The following is a 19,267-nucleotide window of genomic DNA, read 5'->3' as shown; positions in this document are numbered from 1 at the left end:
CACCTTCTGTATATATACAATATACACAATATACACAGTTTTGTAAATATACATTCTTTTTTCTTTTAACTGCTTCACTAACAAATTAATAGCATAGTTGGGAGTTAAACAGAGATGATAAAGAACCACCTATGATTTATTTTGTAGTGGTTCGTACGCATTAGCCACAGCTAATGTGTCCTTAAAAATAGGAATGCATGAGCGAAACTCATGCATAAGAAAGACTAATTTCTAAAGAAAAAGTATTTCTTTATGTTTGGGGCACCTCAACTTGCATTGTCTGTAGAATTTCTCTGTGCTGGGGCCCCGCCAACTTGCACATTGTTGTAAGCTGACTTTCCGACAGCTTCTATGTTGGGGCCCCGCAGTCAACTACTGCCAATATAACTTTGTAGTGCCTTGAACATTGATTGATACCCAATACTCAACTTTTGTTGTAACTAAAAAAGACTGCTAAAACGAATGTCTTTAATCCCTACGTGACAATCGTAGCGTCAACATAAACAATCGTTTTAAACAGTCAATTCTATTTATTATTTTTACGTCGATCATTACTTCTACTTATAAAAGCACAAATCATAAACATAATCGCTGCTAATAATAATTTTATACCTTGGCTTTCATGATTAGTTGCTTGTAAATAATAACCAACAATAAATAAAATAATTGCAAGTACTACAAATATTTTCGTTAGATGTTTCAACTTTTATCACCTCAACATCGATATTATAACAAATATAAGTTTTTTAATAAGCTATTAAATATTAACAGCTCAAAGGACTAATTACTTTCAACTAAAGTAGAGCAACAAAACCATTCATTTAAAATGATTATTGATTGCGATATATTGTGTTCAATGATATTATTTAAGTGTATCCACTGAATTATACTACACAACCCCAAGTCTGGTACCAGCAGACTTGGGGTTATTTATGTGTGTAGGATCATTTTTTATTTTTCCATTTCAGTTCTAACCAAAGTCGAAAAATAATTAGTAAGCCACCTGTAATAAGTGTCATCATCCCTTCTTGCCACCACATCATTACACTACACCTCCGTTCGACTAAAGTATCATACTGAAGGATGACCTACACCTATTCTAACACAAAAGCAGAACATATGTTCGTATTTTGGTAGCGGATTTTACATATTATTCGTTAATTCACCAACAACACTTTATCTTTGGTATAATTGAAGATAATATATAGGCATACAATTTTTTTAAAGAGAGGTTAAGCAATAATGAATCCTTTAGCCCAAAGCTTAAATGAACAACTTCAACAGTCAAATGCAACTGCCTTTGCAATGTTATCTGACTTAGGTCAAAATATGTTTTATCCAAAAGGCATTTTATCTCAATCTGCTGAAGCAAAGAGTACAACATATAATGCAACGATAGGTATGGCGACAAACAAAGACGGAAAAATGTTTGCATCATCTTTAGATGCAATGTTTAATGATTTAACTCCAGATGAAATATTCCCTTATGCGCCACCACAAGGCATCGAAGAATTACGTGATTTATGGCAACAAAAAATGTTGCGTGACAATCCAGAGCTATCAATCGACAACATGTCACGACCAATTGTTACGAATGCATTAACACATGGTTTATCTTTAGTTGGCGATTTATTTGTAAATCAAGATGACACTATCTTGTTACCAGAGCATAATTGGGGTAATTACAAACTTGTTTTCAATACGAGAAATGGTGCAAACCTTCAAACATATCCTATCTTTGATAAAGACGGACATTATACTACTGATTCACTAGTAGAAGCTTTACAATCATACAATAAAGATAAAGTCATTATGATTTTAAATTATCCTAATAATCCGACAGGTTACACACCTACACATGAAGAAGTGACTACCATTGTCAACGCAATTAAAGCATTAGCTGATAAAGGGACAAAAGTTATAGCTGTGGTAGATGATGCATACTATGGTTTATTCTATGAAGATGTGTATACTCAATCATTATTTACTGCATTATCTAATTTAAATTCAAATGCAATATTACCTGTTCGTTTAGATGGTGCAACAAAAGAATTTTTCGCATGGGGATTCCGTGTTGGATTTATGACATTTGGAACGTCTGATCAAACAACTAAAGAAGTTTTAGAAGCCAAAGTAAAAGGTCTTATACGAAGTAACATTTCTAGTGGACCTCTTCCAACACAAAGCGCTGTTAAGCATGTATTAAAAAATAATAAACAATTCGATAAAGAAATCGAACAAAATATTCAAACATTAAAAGAACGCTATGAAGTCACTAAGGAAGTTGTCTATGCTGATCAATATCATTCACATTGGCAAGCCTATGACTTTAACTCTGGGTACTTTATGGCAATAAAAGTTCATGATGTTGACCCTGAAGAACTTCGTAAACATTTAATTGAAAAATATTCAATTGGTGTTATTGCACTTAATGCAACAGATATTCGTATTGCGTTTAGCTGTGTAGAAAAAGAAGATATCCCACATGTATTTGATTCAATTGCTAAAGCAATTGATGACTTAAGATAATTAATTTCAACCAATAATCTGATGAGTATGACTCGGATTATTGGTTTTTTATTTTTAAAATTATTCCTTCTTTCAAAGCATCATAAGATATATTTTATTCAGCAACTTGTCAAACACTATACCTAATTAGTTTTATACATCTTTCCTAACAAAATTTAATTTATTTGGTACAAATTTATATAACTTTTGGCAAATCACTTCAAGCATTCAAGCATCACATCTCTACAAATGTAAAAGGCACCCCACGATTGTGAGATGCCTTATTATAAAATTAAAGATTAAAATTTAAGTTCAATATCTACTTTCTTAATGTCAGTTGCTTTAAATACTTTTCCATCTTTATACTCAGTTTTTAAGTCTACATATTTTGACGAACCATTTTTAAAATACACTTTATACACTGCGCGTTCAGCAAGTCCTATGTCATGTTTAGTAATCCCTTGATCGTTTGCCATTGCTGATTTAAGCTTTATACTTAAGTCATTAATTGTAATTTTACTTGCATTATAGAACACAAATTCATTTGAAACTATGTTTTCAAATTTATTTATTGTTACTGGGAATTTCACATTATTAGATTTATTTTTTTTTTGATTTAGTGTGTTGTTTCACATTTATATCAATTTTTTTAATATCTTTGGCACTAAATAAATTCGGTGTAAAGATGTTTGAATTTAAATTCACTACTTGTTTCTTTCCATTTTTAAAATGTAATGTGTAAGTTGCTTTCTTTGCGAATTTTAATTCACGATCAGAGATCCCCCTATCGTACTTCAATACTGATTTTACTTTTTTAGTTATATCACTGTATCCTACACGTGGGTCACCTGAAAATTTTAATTTAGATAAAATTGGTGTTGATGTGCCATTTACTGCAATTGTGTATGGTACATATCTGTCTGCTTTCGCTTTAGGTCCTGTTTTAACAGTAATTTCAATTCTCTTAACATCTTTCGCATGAACTAAGTTTGCTGTGTAATTTTTTGAATTTAACTGTAAGATTCTTTTACCACCATTTTTAAAATAAACAGTATAATAAGCTTTCTTAGCATATTTTAAATCTTGTTCACTAATACCTCTATCATGCTTCAGTACTGATTTTATTTGCCTAGTTAAATCTTTATAATTCTTCCAAGGTTTATTTGAAAATGAAAGATTCGATAAAATGTTTGTAGATGTACCATTTAAATTAATTGAATATGGAACTTGATAGTTTCTTTTAGCTTTATTTTCGACATGTTTTTTTGTATCTACGTTAATATTGATACTTTTAATATCACTTGAATTTATTAAATTCGCTGTGTATATACCTGCTTTCAAATCAATAACTTTCTTCGTTCCATTTTTAAAATTAACTGTATATTTCGCTTGCTTCGATAGTCTTAAATCAACATCAGTAATACCTCTATTTGATTCTAAAACTGATTTAACTTTGTCCTCTAAATCTTTGTAACTAATATTTTGATTCTTATTAAATGTTAAGTTTGATAAAATATTTTGGCTTGTACCGTTCACAGTAATTGTGTATGGAACTTGGTAATTTGCTTTATCTTTCTTTTTATCTTCAATATGCTTTTTAGTATCTACGTTAATATTAATAGCTTTAATTTCACTTGTATTAATTAAATCAGCTGTGTAAATACCTGCTTTCAAATCGATAACTCTTTTTGCTCCATTTTTAAAGTAAACAGTATATTCCGCTTGCTTCGATAGTCTTAAATCTATATCACTAATACCTCTGTCTGATTTTAAAACTGATTTAACTCTATCCTCTAAATCTTTATAACTAATATTTTGATTCTTATTAAATGTTAAGCTTGATAAAATATTTTGGCTTGTACCGTTCACAGTGATTGCATATGGAACATGGACTTTAGAATATCCATGGTGTAACGAACTTGATGATTTATCTAATGGCTTAGCTCCGGCAGACGCTTCATTATTATTAAAGTTTGCACCTGTTGATGCTAAAACACCTAATGCTAAAGTTGTTGTAATCAATGACTTAAATTTCATAAATTATCTCTCCTTTATTATGTAATTCGTAATTGCAACTTAATTATAGCCAGACTTTCTCTATTTTTTGAATTAACTGAATATTAATAATAAATTATCATTAACAATAATTTTTTAACACTGTTAAAAGTTCTTTTAATTTTGATTAACTAATTAATTTACAATACCTAAAATGTTGTTTGATTTTGTTTATATCAAGCTTCAAACTTAAATGTCATAACAACCTTCATCTCTTAATTCCGATTACATTTGTCAATTTTATTTACAGTATCTTTATACTCAAAAAACATTTACTTAAAAATATAAATTCGATTTAATAATTAATTTAAATTTAGTTAATCAATTTTGCATCTATTTTATTGTAAGCTATATAAAAGGAGTGATAATGATGGTGAAAAAAACAAAATCCAATTCACTAAAAAAAGTTGCAACACTTGCATTAGCAAATTTATTATTAGTTGGTGCACTTACTGACAATAGTGCCAAAGCCGAATCTAAGAAAGATGATACTGATTTGAAGTTAGTTAGTCATAACGTTTATATGTTATCGACCGTTTTGTATCCGAATTGGGGGCAATATAAACGTGCTGATTTAATCGGACAATCTTCTTATATTAAAAATAATGATGTCGTAATATTCAATGAAGCATTTGATAATGGTGCATCAGATAAATTATTAAGTAATGTAAAAAAAGAATATCCTTATCAAACACCTGTACTAGGTCGTTCTCAATCAGGGTGGGACAAAACTGAAGGTAGCTACTCATCAACTGTTGCTGAAGATGGTGGCGTAGCGATTGTAAGTAAATATCCTATTAAAGAAAAAATCCAGCATGTTTTCAAAAGCGGTTGTGGATTCGATAATGATAGCAACAAAGGCTTTGTTTATACAAAAATAGAGAAAAATGGTAAGAACGTTCACGTTATCGGTACACATACACAATCTGAAGATTCACGTTGTGGTGCTGGACATGATCGAAAAATTAGAGCTGAACAAATGAAAGAAATCAGTGACTTTGTTAAAAAGAAAAATATCCCTAAAGATGAAACGGTATATATAGGTGGCGACCTTAATGTTAATAAAGGTACTCCAGAGTTCAAAGATATGCTTAAAAACTTGAATGTAAATGATGTTCTATATGCAGGTCATAATAGCACATGGGACCCTCAATCAAATTCAATTGCGAAATATAATTACCCTAATGGTAAACCAGAACATTTAGACTATATATTTACAGATAAAGATCATAAACAACCAAAACAATTAGTCAATGAAGTTGTGACTGAAAAACCTAAGCCATGGGATGTATATGCGTTCCCATATTACTACGTTTACAATGATTTTTCAGATCATTACCCAATCAAAGCCTATAGTAAATAGTGCTCAACTAACTAATAACTCGCTTCGTTCTAAAAAGTCTAAGCGAGTTATATTGTTAAAATTTGAATTGACTGAGTCTAGGACAAAAATCAAGTTCTAGGCTCTATAATGTTATATTGGTATTAGTTGACTGCGTGGTCCCAACACAGAGAATTTCGAAAAGAAATTCTACAGGCAATGCAAGTTGGCGGGGCCCCAACATAAAGAAATACTTTTTCTTTAGAAATTAGTATTTCTTATGCATGAGTTTTACTCATGTATTCTTATTTTTAAATACATATTAGCTGTGGCTAATGTGTAAGAACCACTACATAATAAATCATTAGTGGCTCTTTATCATTTCTGTTCCACTCCCATATTTCTTCATTAATATAGATATACTTCGTCTGCAGTTAAATATGATTGATACACTGCACATCATAATAAATCTATCTACTCAAATATAAATAAAAGTTACCTACTACATTCTATGTAGCAGGCAACTTTTATTACTTATTTCTTTTCATTATCATTAAGTACTTTTACAAACTTCACATCATGTGTCTTCCAATCAACTTCATATAATGCTGATAATTTTTCTTCTTTTTTATCTACATGGTTTTCGCCAGACCAATAGCCCCAGAAACCATGACGATTCCAATCTATTTTAAACTCATCCATTGATCTTTTATAATGAACAACAAATTTTGATTTACCTTCATCTTTTTTATCATGTGACATAACAGCTAAAAATTCTGGATTAAACCCTTCAGACACAGTTACAGGCATTTTGTCTTTAGGCGTAAAATTATCTTTCGCCCATAAATTTCCATTTCGTGTTAAAGAAAAGATTTCACTTTTAGTTCTATTATCACTATCATTAGTTAATTGTCTCGTATGGTCATGTCCCATATTATTTATCAAATGTGCTTCTACTTTCCAACCTACACCTTTATGTGACGTAGATTGATCAAGTAATGTACGATATGATGGTTGTTGATAACTAATCGTCTCTGAATAATTACTCTCTTTTGTAATATTTCCAGTTAAGCCTCCACGATTAATCGAAAAATCTCCACCTGTTTTATAACCATACGTATATTTAACTTCTCTTGATTCATCCTGATTTTTTGGTGCAAAGTCAGTCACATTTGTATTGTTGTTGTCATCAACATTTTGAATTGAAACTGAATAAGATCCAGGCCATCTTAATGTACTATTCCAATAACCATTTGGGTCTAAAATTCTCAAACCACTACCAATTGTACCTTTTGCTTTAATAAATACTGTTTCTTTATCATAATTAGGTTCAGTTAAGAAATTAAATTGTAAGCTTTGAGTAATATTTTTTTGACTATCACTTGTTGTAGCTGTACGTGTATACATTTTAGTATCACCATCAAGATTCTTCTCAGAAACAGCTTTAATTTCAGAATTAATTTTTGCATAAGAAGTTGCCGGAAATACAGTTAATACAGTAGATATTGCTAAACTACAAATTGTGATGTTTTTGTATAATTGTTTAATCATTAGTAATCCGCCCTTTCAATATTATCCTTCTTTATAAGGTTTATTGTCATCAGAATATTTATCAACGACTTTAACTGTTTTATTTTTCCAATCAACTTCATAAGTGACAATTAATCTTTGACCATCTTTATTTTTTTCTAAAATTGGAGGTGCATAATGTATTCCAGGTCTGTTTTTCAAAATATCTTGATTTCGTGTGTATGTTACTTCAAATTGCGTTTTCTCATTTGACTTTTCATTAGATAAATAAGTTAAAAATTCTGGATTAAAGCCACTTCTTACTAATGCTGGATATCTATATTTTGAAGCAAAGCTTAGTTCAGGGTTTTCTACAGTAGCAATTCTCGTATTTCTATAGAATAATAATTCATCATTTCTATTTTTCACTTCTCCACCATACTTCAAGTCATTCGCAATAACTGACCAGTGTACATGCCAGTTATTATTTTTACCGCTGGCAATTGTGTCATAATTTTGCTGATTATAACTAATCGTTTTGGAGTAGCTATTTGATGAAGTTCGTCCAATACCTTTCGTTGAATCGAATTTACCACCTGAGCTATATGAAAATGTACTGTCTACTTTCGCAGTTGAAATTTTATTTTTCGGCAATTGGTCTAATATTTCAGTTTTACGATTTCTTTTTACTTGAAAATCTACATGGTACTCACTTGGATACTTTAACCAATTTGAATTTTTTTCTTCTTTATGAGATTCAAACTTTAAATTTGAATGAATTGAGCCTTGTTTTTTAACAAGTAATACATTCTTGTCATAAGTTGGATCATCGATAAAGTCGAATTGTAAATTTTGAAGTATATTTGTTTTTTCATCATATACTGTTTCAGTTCGTTTTGTGATTTTACCGTTTTTACCAATATCATCAGGTACTGGTGAATTTTTATCTTTATTAGTAACATTACGTTTGTCTTTTTGTTGAGACTTATCAACATGTTCTTTCTTATTTTGGTCTTGCGAGTCTTTATGAGCTGAATTTGCTTGAGTCGTTGCTGCTGATAACAATAAAATTGCACATGATAATGATGACGCTATTAAAACACGTTTTTTATTTTTCATTGTTATAACCTTCTTTCGTATGATTGATATTTGTTGATATGTATCGACATGTGAATAATATCACAAAAATAGAGAATATATATTTAACTATTTATTAAATGATTTTGTTAATATTATTAAATACTTTATCCTCTTTAAAAATAATGTGTGTACAAAGTCATTAATTTAGCAAATGTTTTTATTTAGTAGTTAATAACCATCGATTTGAAATTTATATATAATTATTAGCTAAATAATATCCTGCATCTTTCTCATACAATTTACTATAAAATTAAGCATACCCGATATCAGTGTTAATAAGATTGTTGATACTAGACAGTTAATTTCATAGAACGAAATCAAATAACACACCACTTTCTGCATTTTAAATTATGTTTAAGAATAAAAATTATGTTTATATAAATATATATACTACTTTGAAAAGGTGTGAGCTTAATGACAACTTTTAGTGAAAAAGAAAAAATTCAATTACTAGCAGATATTGTTGAACTACAAACTGAAAATAATAATGAAATAGACGTTTGTAATTATTTAAAAGATTTATTCGACAAGTACGATATTAAATCTGAAATTTTGAAAGTTAATGAACACCGCGCCAATATCGTTGCAGAAATCGGTAACGGCTCACCTATACTCGCATTGAGTGGTCATATGGATGTTGTTGATGCAGGAAATCAAGATAATTGGACTTATCCCCCTTTTCAACTCACAGAAAAAAATGGCAAATTATATGGTCGAGGCACAACAGATATGAAAGGCGGTCTGATGGCTTTGGTCATCACACTCATTGAATTAAAAGAACAAAATCAATTACCTCAAGGAACGATAAGATTACTAGCTACTGCTGGCGAAGAGAAAGAACAAGAAGGTGCCAAATTATTGGCTGATAAAGGCTATTTAGAGGATGTAGATGGCTTAATTATTGTTGAACCAACTGGATCTGGAATTTATTATGCACATAAAGGATCTATGTCATGTAAAGTAACTGCCACTGGTAAAGCTGTCCATAGCTCAGTTCCATTTATTGGTGACAATGCAATTGATACACTGCTTGAATTTTATAATCAATTTAAAGAAAAATATTCAGAGCTTAAAAAACATGATACTAAACATGAATTAGATGTTGCACCCATGTTCAAATCATTGATAGGAAAAGAAATTTCTGAAGAGGATGCAAATTATGCATCTGGTCTTACAGCTGTATGTTCGATTATAAATGGCGGCAAACAATTTAACTCTGTACCAGATGAAGCTTCACTTGAATTTAACGTAAGACCAGTTCCTGAGTATGATAACGACTTTATAGAATCGTTTTTCCAAAATATCATTAATAATGTGGATAGCAATAAGCTTTCACTCGATATTCCAAGCAATCACCGACCTGTAACAAGCGATAAAAATAACAAATTAATTACTACGATTAAAGATGTAGCTTCTAGTTATGTAGACAAAGACGATATATTTGTTTCGGCGCTTGTAGGTGCAACAGATGCCTCTAGTTTCTTAGGTGATAATAAGGACAATGTTGATTTAGCCATTTTTGGACCAGGTAATCCATTAATGGCACATCAAATCGATGAATATATCGAAAAAGATATGTATCTGAAATATATTGATATTTTTAAAGAGGCTTCCATTCAATATTTAAAAGAAAAATAAGAACGATGCTGTCAGCTGCCCTATTCGCGTGCTGGCAGTTTTTTATTGCGAATTTTAAGTTGATAGAAATAGCGATGAATATTGTTTGAATGTAAATATTCAAATATCAACAATCACATTTTCATTGATTAAGTGATGTAAAACTGAAATTATAGTGGTGATTTGTCGTACATAAATTGCATTGACTGTTGAAATTGGGAATCCAATTCCTCTTTGTTGAGGCCCCACCCCAACTTACATTGTTTGTAGAATTTCTTTTCGAAATTCTCTATGTTGGGGCCCCACCCCAACTTACATTGTCTGTTGAATTTCTTTTCGAAATTCTCTATGTTGGGGCCCCTGACTAGAATTGAAAAGTAATACACATCAGTAACATTTCTATTTTCATTTATGATATTATCTAATTATTAATTTATAATATAAAGGAGTATGCAATTAAAATGAACAAAGTCCACAAACCTTTATATTTTTATTTAATGCTATTCTTCTCTACAACTATCATAGGTGCACTTTTATTGTATTTACCTTTCACTGGTAAAAAGCCAATATCTTTTTTAGATGCCCTATTTATAGCTTCAAGTGCATTTACAGTTACTGGCCTATCTCCAGTTGATATAGGGTCACAGTTTAATATACTTGGTGAAATAGTAATACTATTATTAATTCAAATAGGTGGTCTGGGTATCGTGACCGTAACCCTATTGACACTAGTATTTTTAAATAGAAAGATATCAATGAAAAATAGATTCTTGATTATGGTTACATGGAATATTGACGAACCTGGTGGTGTTATTAAGCTAATTAAACACTTGGCTATTTATAGTTTAGTCACTGAATTAATTGGTATGATTTGTTTGTGTTTATCTTTTATACCAAAATTTGGTATAGGCAAAGGTTTATTTTTAAGCTTATTCACATCAGTATCAGCTTTTAATAATGCTGGATTTGCCCTTTTTAAGAATAACTTAATAGATTATTCTAGTGATCCAATTGTCATTATTACAACCTCAATACTCATAATATTTGGAGGTATTGGACATTTTGTCGTAATAGACTTTATTAATTGTAAAAAATTGAGTAAATTATCTTTACATTCTAAATTAGTCTTAACTACAACTAGTATCCTAATAATTATAGGAGCTATTACATTCTTTTTATTAGAACAGTTTAATACTATGCAAAATATGGGACTAGTTGAAAAAATCGGAAATTCTTTTTTCCAATCAGTAACAACACGAACAGCGGGTTTTAACAGTATAGATATAGCAATCATTAACAAATCTACCGCCTTAATGTTAATGCTACTTATGTTTATTGGTGGTGCCCCTCTCAGTGCAGCTGGAGGAATTAAAATAACTACTTTTGCAGTAGCGTTTATATTTGTTCTAAATTATATACGTAAAGAAAATAATGTTTCAGTATTCAATAAAGAAATATCTGACAAACATATAAAACTATCTATTGTTACCATTAATATCTCATTTCTATTTATCAGTATCATTACTTTTATATTATCGATAATTAATCCGAACATATCATTAATCAAGTTATTATTCGAAGTGGTTTCTGCATTTGGAACAGTCGGGTTAAGTATGAACCTTACCACAGAATATCATGGTATTACTAAAATAATTATTATATTCGTTATGCTTTGCGGTAAAGTAGGACTATTAATTTTTTTAAGAACATTTATACCACCAAAAAGTCCTAAAAATTACCGCTACACTAAAGGACAAATTTATCTATAAAATAACCATCAATCTTTAACAAGAAATGAACTAGTGTTTTAATCTATTACATTTAAAAAACTACCTAAACAGGTAGTTTTTTGTTTTTCATCTATTTTAGGCCCATTAAATGTCTTATCTCTTTAATTAAGTAAAATGCACAAGTACACCTTTAAAAAGATCTACTCAAAACTAAACTATACCTAGTTAACCGCTTGTGATTAAGAAATTTCAAATGTTATTTCTTTTAATTATGTCAACCACCCATAAGGATTTTAATCAAGCACTCATTCACTCCTGCACTCGCAATATGCATTACTTATAGAAGTTGATGTACTCTCATATTAAGGGCAATACAATAACTCCCGCACTACAATGATTTAAATACCATTATGAATCTCAATAACACATCAGCACATAATAAAGACGCCTCTCATAAGTTTAGTCAACTAAAGGAAGGCGTCTTAAATTAAAATATTTTCATACGCTCTAATATTTATTTGGAACGAATCATACTCTTGCATAATGTAATTTTCTAGTTAGTCAAAACTAGAAACTGTTTTACATCATTCCTGGCATGCCACCCATGTTAGGTTGGTCATTATTTTTTTCTGGAATTGATGCTACAACCGCTTCAGTCGTTAAGAACATTGCTGCAACACTTGCAGCATGTTGTAATGCTGAGCGTGTTACTTTAGTTGGATCAACGATACCTGCTTCTAACATATTAACCCACTCGTTTGTAGCAGCGTTAAAACCAACACCCGGCTCTGCGTTTTTCAAACGTTCTACAATAACAGAACCTTCTAATCCTGCATTTTCAGCAATTTGGCGAACTGGTGCAGTTAATGCTTTAAGTACAATATTCACACCTGTTTCAATGTCGCCTTCAGCTTCAATTTCACTTACTTTTTGGTAAATATTTACTAGTGCAGTACCACCACCTGCAACAATACCTTCTTCAACTGCTGCACGTGTAGAGTTTAAAGCATCTTCAATACGTAATTTACGTTCTTTAAGTTCTGTTTCACTTGCTGCACCTACCTTGATAACTGCAACACCACCTGCTAATTTAGCTAAGCGCTCTTGTAATTTTTCACGATCAAAGTCAGATTCAGTTTCTTCAATTTGAGATTTCAATTGGCTTACACGTGCATCAATGCTGTTTTCGTCACCGTCACCATCAACAACAGTTGTATTATCTTTAGTTACTTCTACTTTGCTTGCAGTACCTAACATATCTATTGATGCATCTTTTAAATCTAGACCTAAATCATCAGTAATCACTTGCGCACCAGTTAAAATAGCTAAATCTTCTAACATTGCTTTACGACGATCACCGAAACCAGGTGCTTTTACTGCAACAGCTGTAAATGTGCCACGCATACGGTTAAGCACGATATTTGTTAATGCATCGCCTTCGACTTCATCAGCTACAATTAAGATTGGACGATTAGATTGAACCACTTGTTCTAGTAAAGGTAAGATATCTTGGAATGATGAGATTTTCTTATCTGTCACTAAAATGTATGGGCGTTCTAATTCAGCAACCATTTTATCTGAATCAGTAACCATATACGGTGATTGATAACCACGATCAAATTGCATACCTTCAACCACTTCAAGTTCAGTGTTCAAGCCATTTGATTCTTCAATTGTAATGACACCATCATTGCCAACTTTTTCCATAGCTTCAGAAATATAACGTCCAATTTCTTCATCTGCTGCAGAAATCGCACCTACTTGCGCAATTTCATTTTTATTTTCAACTTTTTGAGAATTTTCATGTAACGCTTCAACAGCAACTTTAACTGCTTTATCGATACCTTGTCGTAAACCGACTGGGTTCGCACCGCTTGTAACATTTTTCAAGCCTTCTTGAATCATTGCTTGAGCTAACACTGTTGCAGTTGTCGTACCGTCACCAGCAATTTCATTTGTCTTATTTGCGACTTCTTGAACTAGTTTAGCCCCCATATTTTCATATGGATCTTCTAATTCGATTTCTTTAGCAATCGTTACACCATCGTTCGTAATTAAAGGTGCTGTAAACTCTTTATCTAATACAACATTACGTCCTTTAGGACCAATCGTTACTTTAACTGCATTTGCTAATTGGTCAACACCACGTAACATTGCTTGACGTGCATCTTCAGAGAATTTCAATTGTTTAACCATAAATGATAAACCTCCATTTGTTTAGTCATATTTCATTTTCGTTCTTTACAATCTATCTATGAATTATATTCTATATTATTCAATTACTGCTAAAATATCTTCTTCATTTAATACTAGATATGTTTCATTATCTCGTTTAACTTCTGTACCAGCATATTGTTGGAACACGACACGGTCCCCTTCTTTCACTTCAGGAGTCACTCTTGTACCATCATTTAATAGACGTCCAGTTCCTACTGCAACGATAACGCCTTCGTTTGATTTTTCTTTAGCACTATCAGTTAAAACAATACCACTTTTAGTTGTTTGTTCTTGTTCTTTTTTCTCAATAATCACACGATTTCCAATTGGTTTTAGCATGATTGTTCCTCCTTAAAAAACCTAAAGTTTAGCACTTAACATTATAGAGTGCTAACATACATTCATAATAATCAAATTTGGTCAAAATTTCAAGTCATAACCTTTCAATTAAGTTTTGTAACTTCAAGTTATTTACGATAAAATAAATTATAAACAAATATTTGGAGGAAAATTATGACAAGACTATGGGCATCGTTGCTAACTGTTATTATTTATATATTGTCTCAATTTTTACCGCTTCTCATTGTAAAAAAATTACCATTTGTACAATATAGTGGCATAGAACTGACTAAAGCAGTCATTTACATACAACTTGTTCTATTTTTAATCGCCGCCACGACGATTATTTTAATTAATTTAAAAATTAAAAATCCAACAAAATTAGAATTAGAAGTTAAAGAACATAAAAAATATATCATTCCATGGGCATTGCTTGGATTTGCACTGGTAATGATTTATCAAATGGTAGTTAGTATTGTATATACTCAAATTTTTGGCACACAACAAACAAGTCCAAATACTGAGCGTTTAATCGTTATTGCACGAAAGATTCCATTGTTTATCTTTTTCGTATCAATCGTTGGTCCTCTATTAGAAGAATATGTATTTAGAAAAGTAATCTTTGGCGAATTATTTAATGCAATTAAAGGTAACCGTATCGTCGCATTTGCTATTGCAACGACTGTAAGCTCATTAATCTTTGCATTAGCGCATAATGACTATAAATTTATTCCTATTTACTTTGGTATGGGCGTCATTTTTTCATTAGCATATGTATGGACGAAACGACTTGCTGTTCCAATTATTATTCATATGTTACAAAATGGATTCGTCGTTATATTCCAATTACTTAATCCTGAAGCTTTGAAAAAAGCCACGGAACAAGCGAATTTTATATATCACATTTTTATTCCATAATATAAAAAACGAATCACACACGGATTATCGTCGCTGTGATTCGTTTTTATTTTTCTTTTTATTTCGCTTTACAAATAAGAATAGCATGATTGAAAATACCACCATCATAGAACATACAATTGCTAGCCAACTTTTACTATATGCAGTTGACGCACTTTTCTTATTATCTTCTTGTTTTTTAACTACTGTAAAATCGTCTTTTTCATGCGGCTCAAATGAACGTTGTTTTGAATCCGGCTTATCTTCGGGCTTTTTCAAATCTGGCATTGATCCAATTTCACCAGTAATTAATGCGAGTACTTGTTCATCTAAATTACGATAGTACCTTTCTGATTTCAATGGATTGAAATATTGGAATCTAAAGTAATTCGATTGCTGTTGTAATCCATTTAAATATGCATTTCCGCTGAAGTTTTGTTTGCGGATAATATTATAAATGTCTTCATCAGTAACTTCTCCATAATCTTTGCCCAACTTATTAATTTGATTTAAAATATACGGATTATACTTGTATGCACCATTCGCCAAGGCTAAAAATCGTTGGGATACAAAATCATTACCAGTAGGATTTTGTGAGTTTCCTTGATTTCCATTTGGTTGCCATTGACCTTGATTAGATCCATCTGAAGCATTTGGGTTCCATGTCCCCCCCATTTTTCGAGCCACCAGAATGATTGGAATCCCCAGGTTGATTGGGATCTGGTGACGGGTTAGGATTTGGCTTTGGTTTATCTGGGTCTGGTTTTGGATCCGGTTTTGGTTTCGGGTTATCTGGATCTGGTTTTGGATCCGGTTTTGGTTTCGGGTTATCTGGGTCTGGCTTTGGTTCCGGATTTGGCTTTGGTTTATCTGGGTCTGGCTTTGGATTCGGAACTGGGTTTGGGTTATTTGGGTCAGGTTTTGAATCTGGACTTGGGTTTTGGTTGTTTGAGTCTGGCTTCACATTATTCGAATCAGGATTAGCATCACGACTATTCGAATCTGTTCCTTCATTACCCGTTTGATTTGATTCGGGAGGTGTCCCAGTCTCATTATTATTTATTTCACTATTTACTGATGGTGAAGTTACATTATGATTCAAATTAGTAGTTGGCTTTTCTCCATTTAAGTTATCCTTTGCTTCAACTGTGTCTGTTGCAAGCCCTAAACTACTACTACTTAAAATTAAAATACTTGTTGAAAGTAACATTTTCGTAAACCAATGATATGACATTTCACGAGACACCTCCCTTTTTCATGTAAGTATTAATCTAAGTATAATAAATATGCGTTGAAAATGCATTTATATTTGGAATTTGAAAATGAATATTAATATTCTTGAAATTTTCGTAAATATTACTTTACAAGTTCGAGTATAAATTTTATACTTAGTCTATTAAGTATTCTTTACTAAAGAAGGAGCAATAATTATGGGTTTATTTAAAAAAGATAAAAAAGCAATGACTTTTGACAATGCAATGGAAGAAAGACGTTCAATATATAATTTGAAAGATTCAATATCAATTAGCGATGACGAATTAGAATCAATGATTGCACATGCAGTTAAACATGTTCCTTCATCATTTAATTCTCAATCAACTAGAATTGTTCTCTTATTAAATGACAACAATAATAAATTTTGGGATAACACAAAAGCAATTTTAAAAGAAGTCATGGGAGAGAATCGTGATTTCGAGCCAACTGAACAAAAAATTGATAACTTCAAACATTCATACGGTACAATTTTGTTTTATGAAGATCAAGATGTTGTAAGTGGTTTACAAGAACAAATGCCAAACTACTATGATAATTTTGCAATATGGTCAACTCAAACAAATGCCATGCATCAATTTGCAATTTGGACTGCATTAGCTACTAAAGGCATAGGTGCTTCATTACAGCACTATAATCCACTTGTTGATGAGATGACTTCAAATGAATTTAATATTCCTAAAAGTTGGAAACTTATTGCTCAAATGCCATTTGGTGATATTCGTGAAGCTGCTGGCGAAAAATCATTTAATCCAGTGGAAGATCGTTTCGTAATAAAAAAATAATCAATATATTGTAGGGAATGGGACAGAAATGATAAAGAATCATTAATTATTCATTATGTAGTGGTTCATACACATTAGCTGCTGCTAATGTGTACTTATGAATAGGAATACATGAGTAAAACTCATGTATAAGAAATACTAATTTCTAAAGAAAAAGTATTTCTTTACGTTAGAGCCCACCCCAACTTGCATTGTCTGTAGAAATTGGTGTTCCAATTTCTCTATGTTGGGGCCCCATCAACTACTGTCAATATAATATTGTCGAGCCTAGGACTTTGATTTTATGTCCTGGGCTCGTTTTTTGCGTTTCAACATAACTTTTAGTAAGTTATATATAAGATCTATCAAGGATGTGATGTTATGAAAGTCCAAATTTATCAATTACCGATTATTTTTGGAGATAGTTCTAAAAATGAAACTCAAATAACGCAATGGTTCGAAAAAAATATGAATGATGAAGTAGATGTAGTCGTTTTACCTGAAATGTGGAATAATGGCTATGATTTAGAGCATTTAAATGAAAAAGCAGATAATAATCTAGGACAAAGTTTTTCATTTATTAAACATTTAGCTGAAAAATATAAAGTCGATATCGTAGCTGGGTCAGTTTCTAACATTAGAAACAATCAAATATTTAATACAGCTTTTAGTGTGAATAAAAGTGGCCAGCTGATTAATGAATACGACAAAGTTCATTTAGTTCCTATGTTAAGAGAGCATGAATTTTTAACCGCTGGCGAAAATGTAGCTGAACCCTTTCAATTGTCTGACGGTACTTATGTGACCCAACTTATCTGTTATGATTTACGTTTTCCAGAATTATTAAGATATCCTGCTCGTAGTGGTGCTAAAATTGCATTTTATGTGGCACAATGGCCTATGTCACGTCTTCAACATTGGCATTCATTACTAAAGGCACGTGCAATTGAAAATAATATGTTTGTCATTGGAACTAATAGCACTGGATTCGATGGTAACACAGAATATGCTGGCCATTCGATAGTTATAAACCCAAATGGAGATTTAGTTGGAGAATTAAATGAATCCGCAGATATTTTGACTGTAGATTTAAACTTAAATGAAGTAGAACAGCAACGCGAAAATATACCTGTATTTAAAAGTATTAAATTAGATTTGTATAAATAAGAAGCGCCCGAAATAATAATTAACACATGTCATGACTAAACATAGATTTATGAGAAATTTTTCATAAGTCTATGTTTATTTTTTAAAATAGATAACTCAGTAAGAATCCATTTCGCTCTTTGCAAATGAATGATTTCTTAATTATATTGATTATTTTTTTGACCTTTTCCAACATTAGAATTATTCATAAATTTTAACGGTGGATCTCATAATGAGGATTAACTCTTCCCTTCTTTATTACAATAAAAAAAGGCCGCGAGCTTGGGAGGGGCTCACGACCATACTTATTATTAAGGGAATGTTTTACAGTTATTTTTTCAATCTATTTTTGGGGATGTTATTAATTATGAAAAAAATTTTATTTATCAAATAATGATAAATCGATGTTGTTTACGATAGCTTACATGCTAGAAATAATTATCTGTAATGATAATTAAGAAAAATACATAGCACTGAGTCCAAGGAAACTAACTCTACTAGCAAATGTTACTCACTTGCTAATTTTACATGGTTATTAAGTTGGGATGGCTTAATAACTCATACTTTTAGTACTATACGAAGATAACAAATTTACAATGAAAGTAATTAATTATTCATCTTATTTTTTAGTGAATTTGTTCACTGTGTCGATAATCCATTTTACTAAGTCACTGATTGTTGAAATGATATCTTGTGCCATTGAAATCACTCCTTCCTTAATTAAGATAAAAATTCTTAAAATTAAACAACTC

16 protein-coding genes and 1 pseudogene are annotated in these 19,267 nt (G+C 31.1%); 7 read left to right on the top strand and 10 right to left on the bottom strand.

The window, feature by feature from the left end; genetic code table 11:
• Window positions 1–526 precede the first annotated feature (526 nt).
• Both ACXQH5_RS09010 and ACXQH5_RS09005 read right to left on the bottom strand, forming a co-directional pair.
• Complete coding sequence (locus tag ACXQH5_RS09010; RefSeq protein ID WP_000681969.1) at window positions 527–703, bottom strand: SE1626 family protein; 177 nt, start codon at window positions 701–703, stop codon at window positions 527–529.
• Window positions 704–944: 241 nt separating this feature from the next.
• Entirely contained in the window at window positions 945–1,043 is a 99-nt protein-coding gene (locus ACXQH5_RS09005; protein ID WP_000990056.1) for a Trp-rich small protein, read from the bottom strand.
• A 199-nt stretch (window positions 1,044–1,242) separates the two neighbouring features.
• On the opposite strand from ACXQH5_RS09005, the gene ACXQH5_RS09000 reads away from it, so the two are divergent.
• Window positions 1,243–2,529 carry an aminotransferase class I/II-fold pyridoxal phosphate-dependent enzyme gene (locus ACXQH5_RS09000; protein ID WP_001068527.1) on the top strand — a complete coding sequence of 429 codons (1,287 nt, stop codon included), beginning with the start codon at window positions 1,243–1,245 and terminating at the stop codon, window positions 2,527–2,529.
• Between the two features lie 278 nt (window positions 2,530–2,807).
• Here the strand turns inward: ACXQH5_RS09000 and ACXQH5_RS08995 are convergent, their stop codons facing one another.
• Window positions 2,808–3,098 (bottom strand): MAP domain-containing protein, encoded by a 291-nt coding sequence (locus ACXQH5_RS08995; protein ID WP_001823710.1) that lies wholly within the window; start codon window positions 3,096–3,098, stop codon window positions 2,808–2,810.
• 10 nt (window positions 3,099–3,108) lie between these two features.
• A complete protein-coding gene (gene eap / locus ACXQH5_RS08990) occupies window positions 3,109–4,545 on the bottom strand; it encodes an extracellular adherence protein Eap/Map (RefSeq protein ID WP_025175271.1) in 1,437 nt (478 codons plus the stop codon).
• A 388-nt stretch (window positions 4,546–4,933) separates the two neighbouring features.
• Here eap and sph point away from each other — a divergent pair, with 388 nt between their 5' ends.
• Window positions 4,934–5,926 (top strand): sphingomyelin phosphodiesterase, encoded by a 993-nt coding sequence (gene sph, locus ACXQH5_RS08985; protein ID WP_000239607.1) that lies wholly within the window; start codon window positions 4,934–4,936, stop codon window positions 5,924–5,926.
• A gap of 492 nt (window positions 5,927–6,418) precedes the next feature.
• On the opposite strand, the gene lukG is transcribed toward sph, so the two are convergent.
• Together lukG and lukH are read right to left on the bottom strand one after the other, a co-directional pair.
• Window positions 6,419–7,435, bottom strand: a complete 1,017-nt coding sequence (lukG, locus tag ACXQH5_RS08980; RefSeq protein ID WP_000595398.1) for a bi-component leukocidin LukGH subunit G — start codon at window positions 7,433–7,435, stop codon at window positions 6,419–6,421.
• A gap of 21 nt (window positions 7,436–7,456) precedes the next feature.
• Complete coding sequence (lukH, locus tag ACXQH5_RS08975) at window positions 7,457–8,512, bottom strand: bi-component leukocidin LukGH subunit H (protein ID WP_000791403.1); 1,056 nt, start codon at window positions 8,510–8,512, stop codon at window positions 7,457–7,459.
• 435 nt (window positions 8,513–8,947) lie between these two features.
• Between lukH and ACXQH5_RS08970 the strand changes: the two genes are divergently transcribed.
• Window positions 8,948–10,171 (top strand): ArgE/DapE family deacylase, encoded by a 1,224-nt coding sequence (locus tag ACXQH5_RS08970; RefSeq protein WP_057504583.1) that lies wholly within the window; start codon window positions 8,948–8,950, stop codon window positions 10,169–10,171.
• A gap of 440 nt (window positions 10,172–10,611) precedes the next feature.
• The gene (locus ACXQH5_RS08965; RefSeq protein WP_458067201.1) at window positions 10,612–11,919 is read left to right on the top strand and encodes a TrkH family potassium uptake protein; all 1,308 of its coding nucleotides are present in this window, start codon (window positions 10,612–10,614) and stop codon (window positions 11,917–11,919) included.
• Window positions 11,920–12,459: 540 nt separating this feature from the next.
• On the opposite strand, the gene groL is transcribed toward ACXQH5_RS08965, so the two are convergent.
• Both groL and groES read right to left on the bottom strand, forming a co-directional pair.
• Complete coding sequence (gene groL / locus ACXQH5_RS08960) at window positions 12,460–14,076, bottom strand: chaperonin GroEL (protein ID WP_000240638.1); 1,617 nt, start codon at window positions 14,074–14,076, stop codon at window positions 12,460–12,462.
• A 75-nt stretch (window positions 14,077–14,151) separates the two neighbouring features.
• On the bottom strand, window positions 14,152–14,436 hold the full coding sequence (groES, locus tag ACXQH5_RS08955; protein ID WP_000917289.1) for a co-chaperone GroES: 285 nt from the start codon (window positions 14,434–14,436) through the stop codon (window positions 14,152–14,154).
• 174 nt (window positions 14,437–14,610) lie between these two features.
• On the opposite strand from groES, the gene mroQ reads away from it, so the two are divergent.
• Window positions 14,611–15,354 carry a CPBP family intramembrane glutamic endopeptidase MroQ gene (mroQ, locus tag ACXQH5_RS08950; RefSeq protein ID WP_000197629.1) on the top strand — a complete coding sequence of 248 codons (744 nt, stop codon included), beginning with the start codon at window positions 14,611–14,613 and terminating at the stop codon, window positions 15,352–15,354.
• Between the two features lie 24 nt (window positions 15,355–15,378).
• On the opposite strand, the pseudogene ACXQH5_RS08945 reads toward mroQ, so the two are convergent.
• Window positions 15,379–16,567 (bottom strand): annotated as a pseudogene (locus ACXQH5_RS08945) (SdrH family protein).
• 196 nt (window positions 16,568–16,763) lie between these two features.
• Here ACXQH5_RS08945 and ACXQH5_RS08940 point away from each other — a divergent pair.
• Both ACXQH5_RS08940 and ACXQH5_RS08935 read left to right on the top strand, forming a co-directional pair.
• Complete coding sequence (locus ACXQH5_RS08940) at window positions 16,764–17,390, top strand: nitroreductase family protein (protein WP_000522383.1); 627 nt, start codon at window positions 16,764–16,766, stop codon at window positions 17,388–17,390.
• Between the two features lie 360 nt (window positions 17,391–17,750).
• On the top strand, window positions 17,751–18,536 hold the full coding sequence (locus ACXQH5_RS08935) for a carbon-nitrogen family hydrolase (RefSeq protein WP_000867953.1): 786 nt from the start codon (window positions 17,751–17,753) through the stop codon (window positions 18,534–18,536).
• A gap of 598 nt (window positions 18,537–19,134) precedes the next feature.
• Here ACXQH5_RS08935 and hld read toward each other — a convergent pair.
• The gene (gene hld / locus ACXQH5_RS08930; RefSeq protein ID WP_000046023.1) at window positions 19,135–19,215 is read right to left on the bottom strand and encodes a delta-hemolysin; all 81 of its coding nucleotides are present in this window, start codon (window positions 19,213–19,215) and stop codon (window positions 19,135–19,137) included.
• Window positions 19,216–19,267 lie beyond the last annotated feature (52 nt).

This window comes from Staphylococcus sp. SA22, from assembly GCF_054165785.1.
This window is presented reverse-complemented; position numbering and strand designations above follow the sequence as displayed.

What these genes read in the sequence shown, in the direction of transcription:
- ACXQH5_RS09005 (WP_000990056.1), bottom strand. Translation starts at nt 1,043, where the DNA reads ATGATGTGGTGGCAAGAAGGGATGATGACACTTATTACAGGTGGCTTA.
- ACXQH5_RS09000 (WP_001068527.1), top strand. Translation starts at nt 1,243, where the DNA reads ATGAATCCTTTAGCCCAAAGCTTAAATGAACAACTTCAACAGTCAAAT.
- eap (WP_025175271.1), bottom strand. Translation starts at nt 4,545, where the DNA reads ATGAAATTTAAGTCATTGATTACAACAACTTTAGCATTAGGTGTTTTA.
- sph (WP_000239607.1), top strand. Translation starts at nt 4,934, where the DNA reads ATGGTGAAAAAAACAAAATCCAATTCACTAAAAAAAGTTGCAACACTT.
- lukG (WP_000595398.1), bottom strand. Translation starts at nt 7,435, where the DNA reads ATGATTAAACAATTATACAAAAACATCACAATTTGTAGTTTAGCAATA.
- lukH (WP_000791403.1), bottom strand. Translation starts at nt 8,512, where the DNA reads ATGAAAAATAAAAAACGTGTTTTAATAGCGTCATCATTATCATGTGCA.
- ACXQH5_RS08970 (WP_057504583.1), top strand. Translation starts at nt 8,948, where the DNA reads ATGACAACTTTTAGTGAAAAAGAAAAAATTCAATTACTAGCAGATATT.
- ACXQH5_RS08965 (WP_458067201.1), top strand. Translation starts at nt 10,612, where the DNA reads ATGAACAAAGTCCACAAACCTTTATATTTTTATTTAATGCTATTCTTC.
- groL (WP_000240638.1), bottom strand. Translation starts at nt 14,076, where the DNA reads ATGGTTAAACAATTGAAATTCTCTGAAGATGCACGTCAAGCAATGTTA.
- groES (WP_000917289.1), bottom strand. Translation starts at nt 14,436, where the DNA reads ATGCTAAAACCAATTGGAAATCGTGTGATTATTGAGAAAAAAGAACAA.
- mroQ (WP_000197629.1), top strand. Translation starts at nt 14,611, where the DNA reads ATGACAAGACTATGGGCATCGTTGCTAACTGTTATTATTTATATATTG.
- ACXQH5_RS08940 (WP_000522383.1), top strand. Translation starts at nt 16,764, where the DNA reads ATGGGTTTATTTAAAAAAGATAAAAAAGCAATGACTTTTGACAATGCA.
- ACXQH5_RS08935 (WP_000867953.1), top strand. Translation starts at nt 17,751, where the DNA reads ATGAAAGTCCAAATTTATCAATTACCGATTATTTTTGGAGATAGTTCT.
- hld (WP_000046023.1), bottom strand. Translation starts at nt 19,215, where the DNA reads ATGGCACAAGATATCATTTCAACAATCAGTGACTTAGTAAAATGGATT.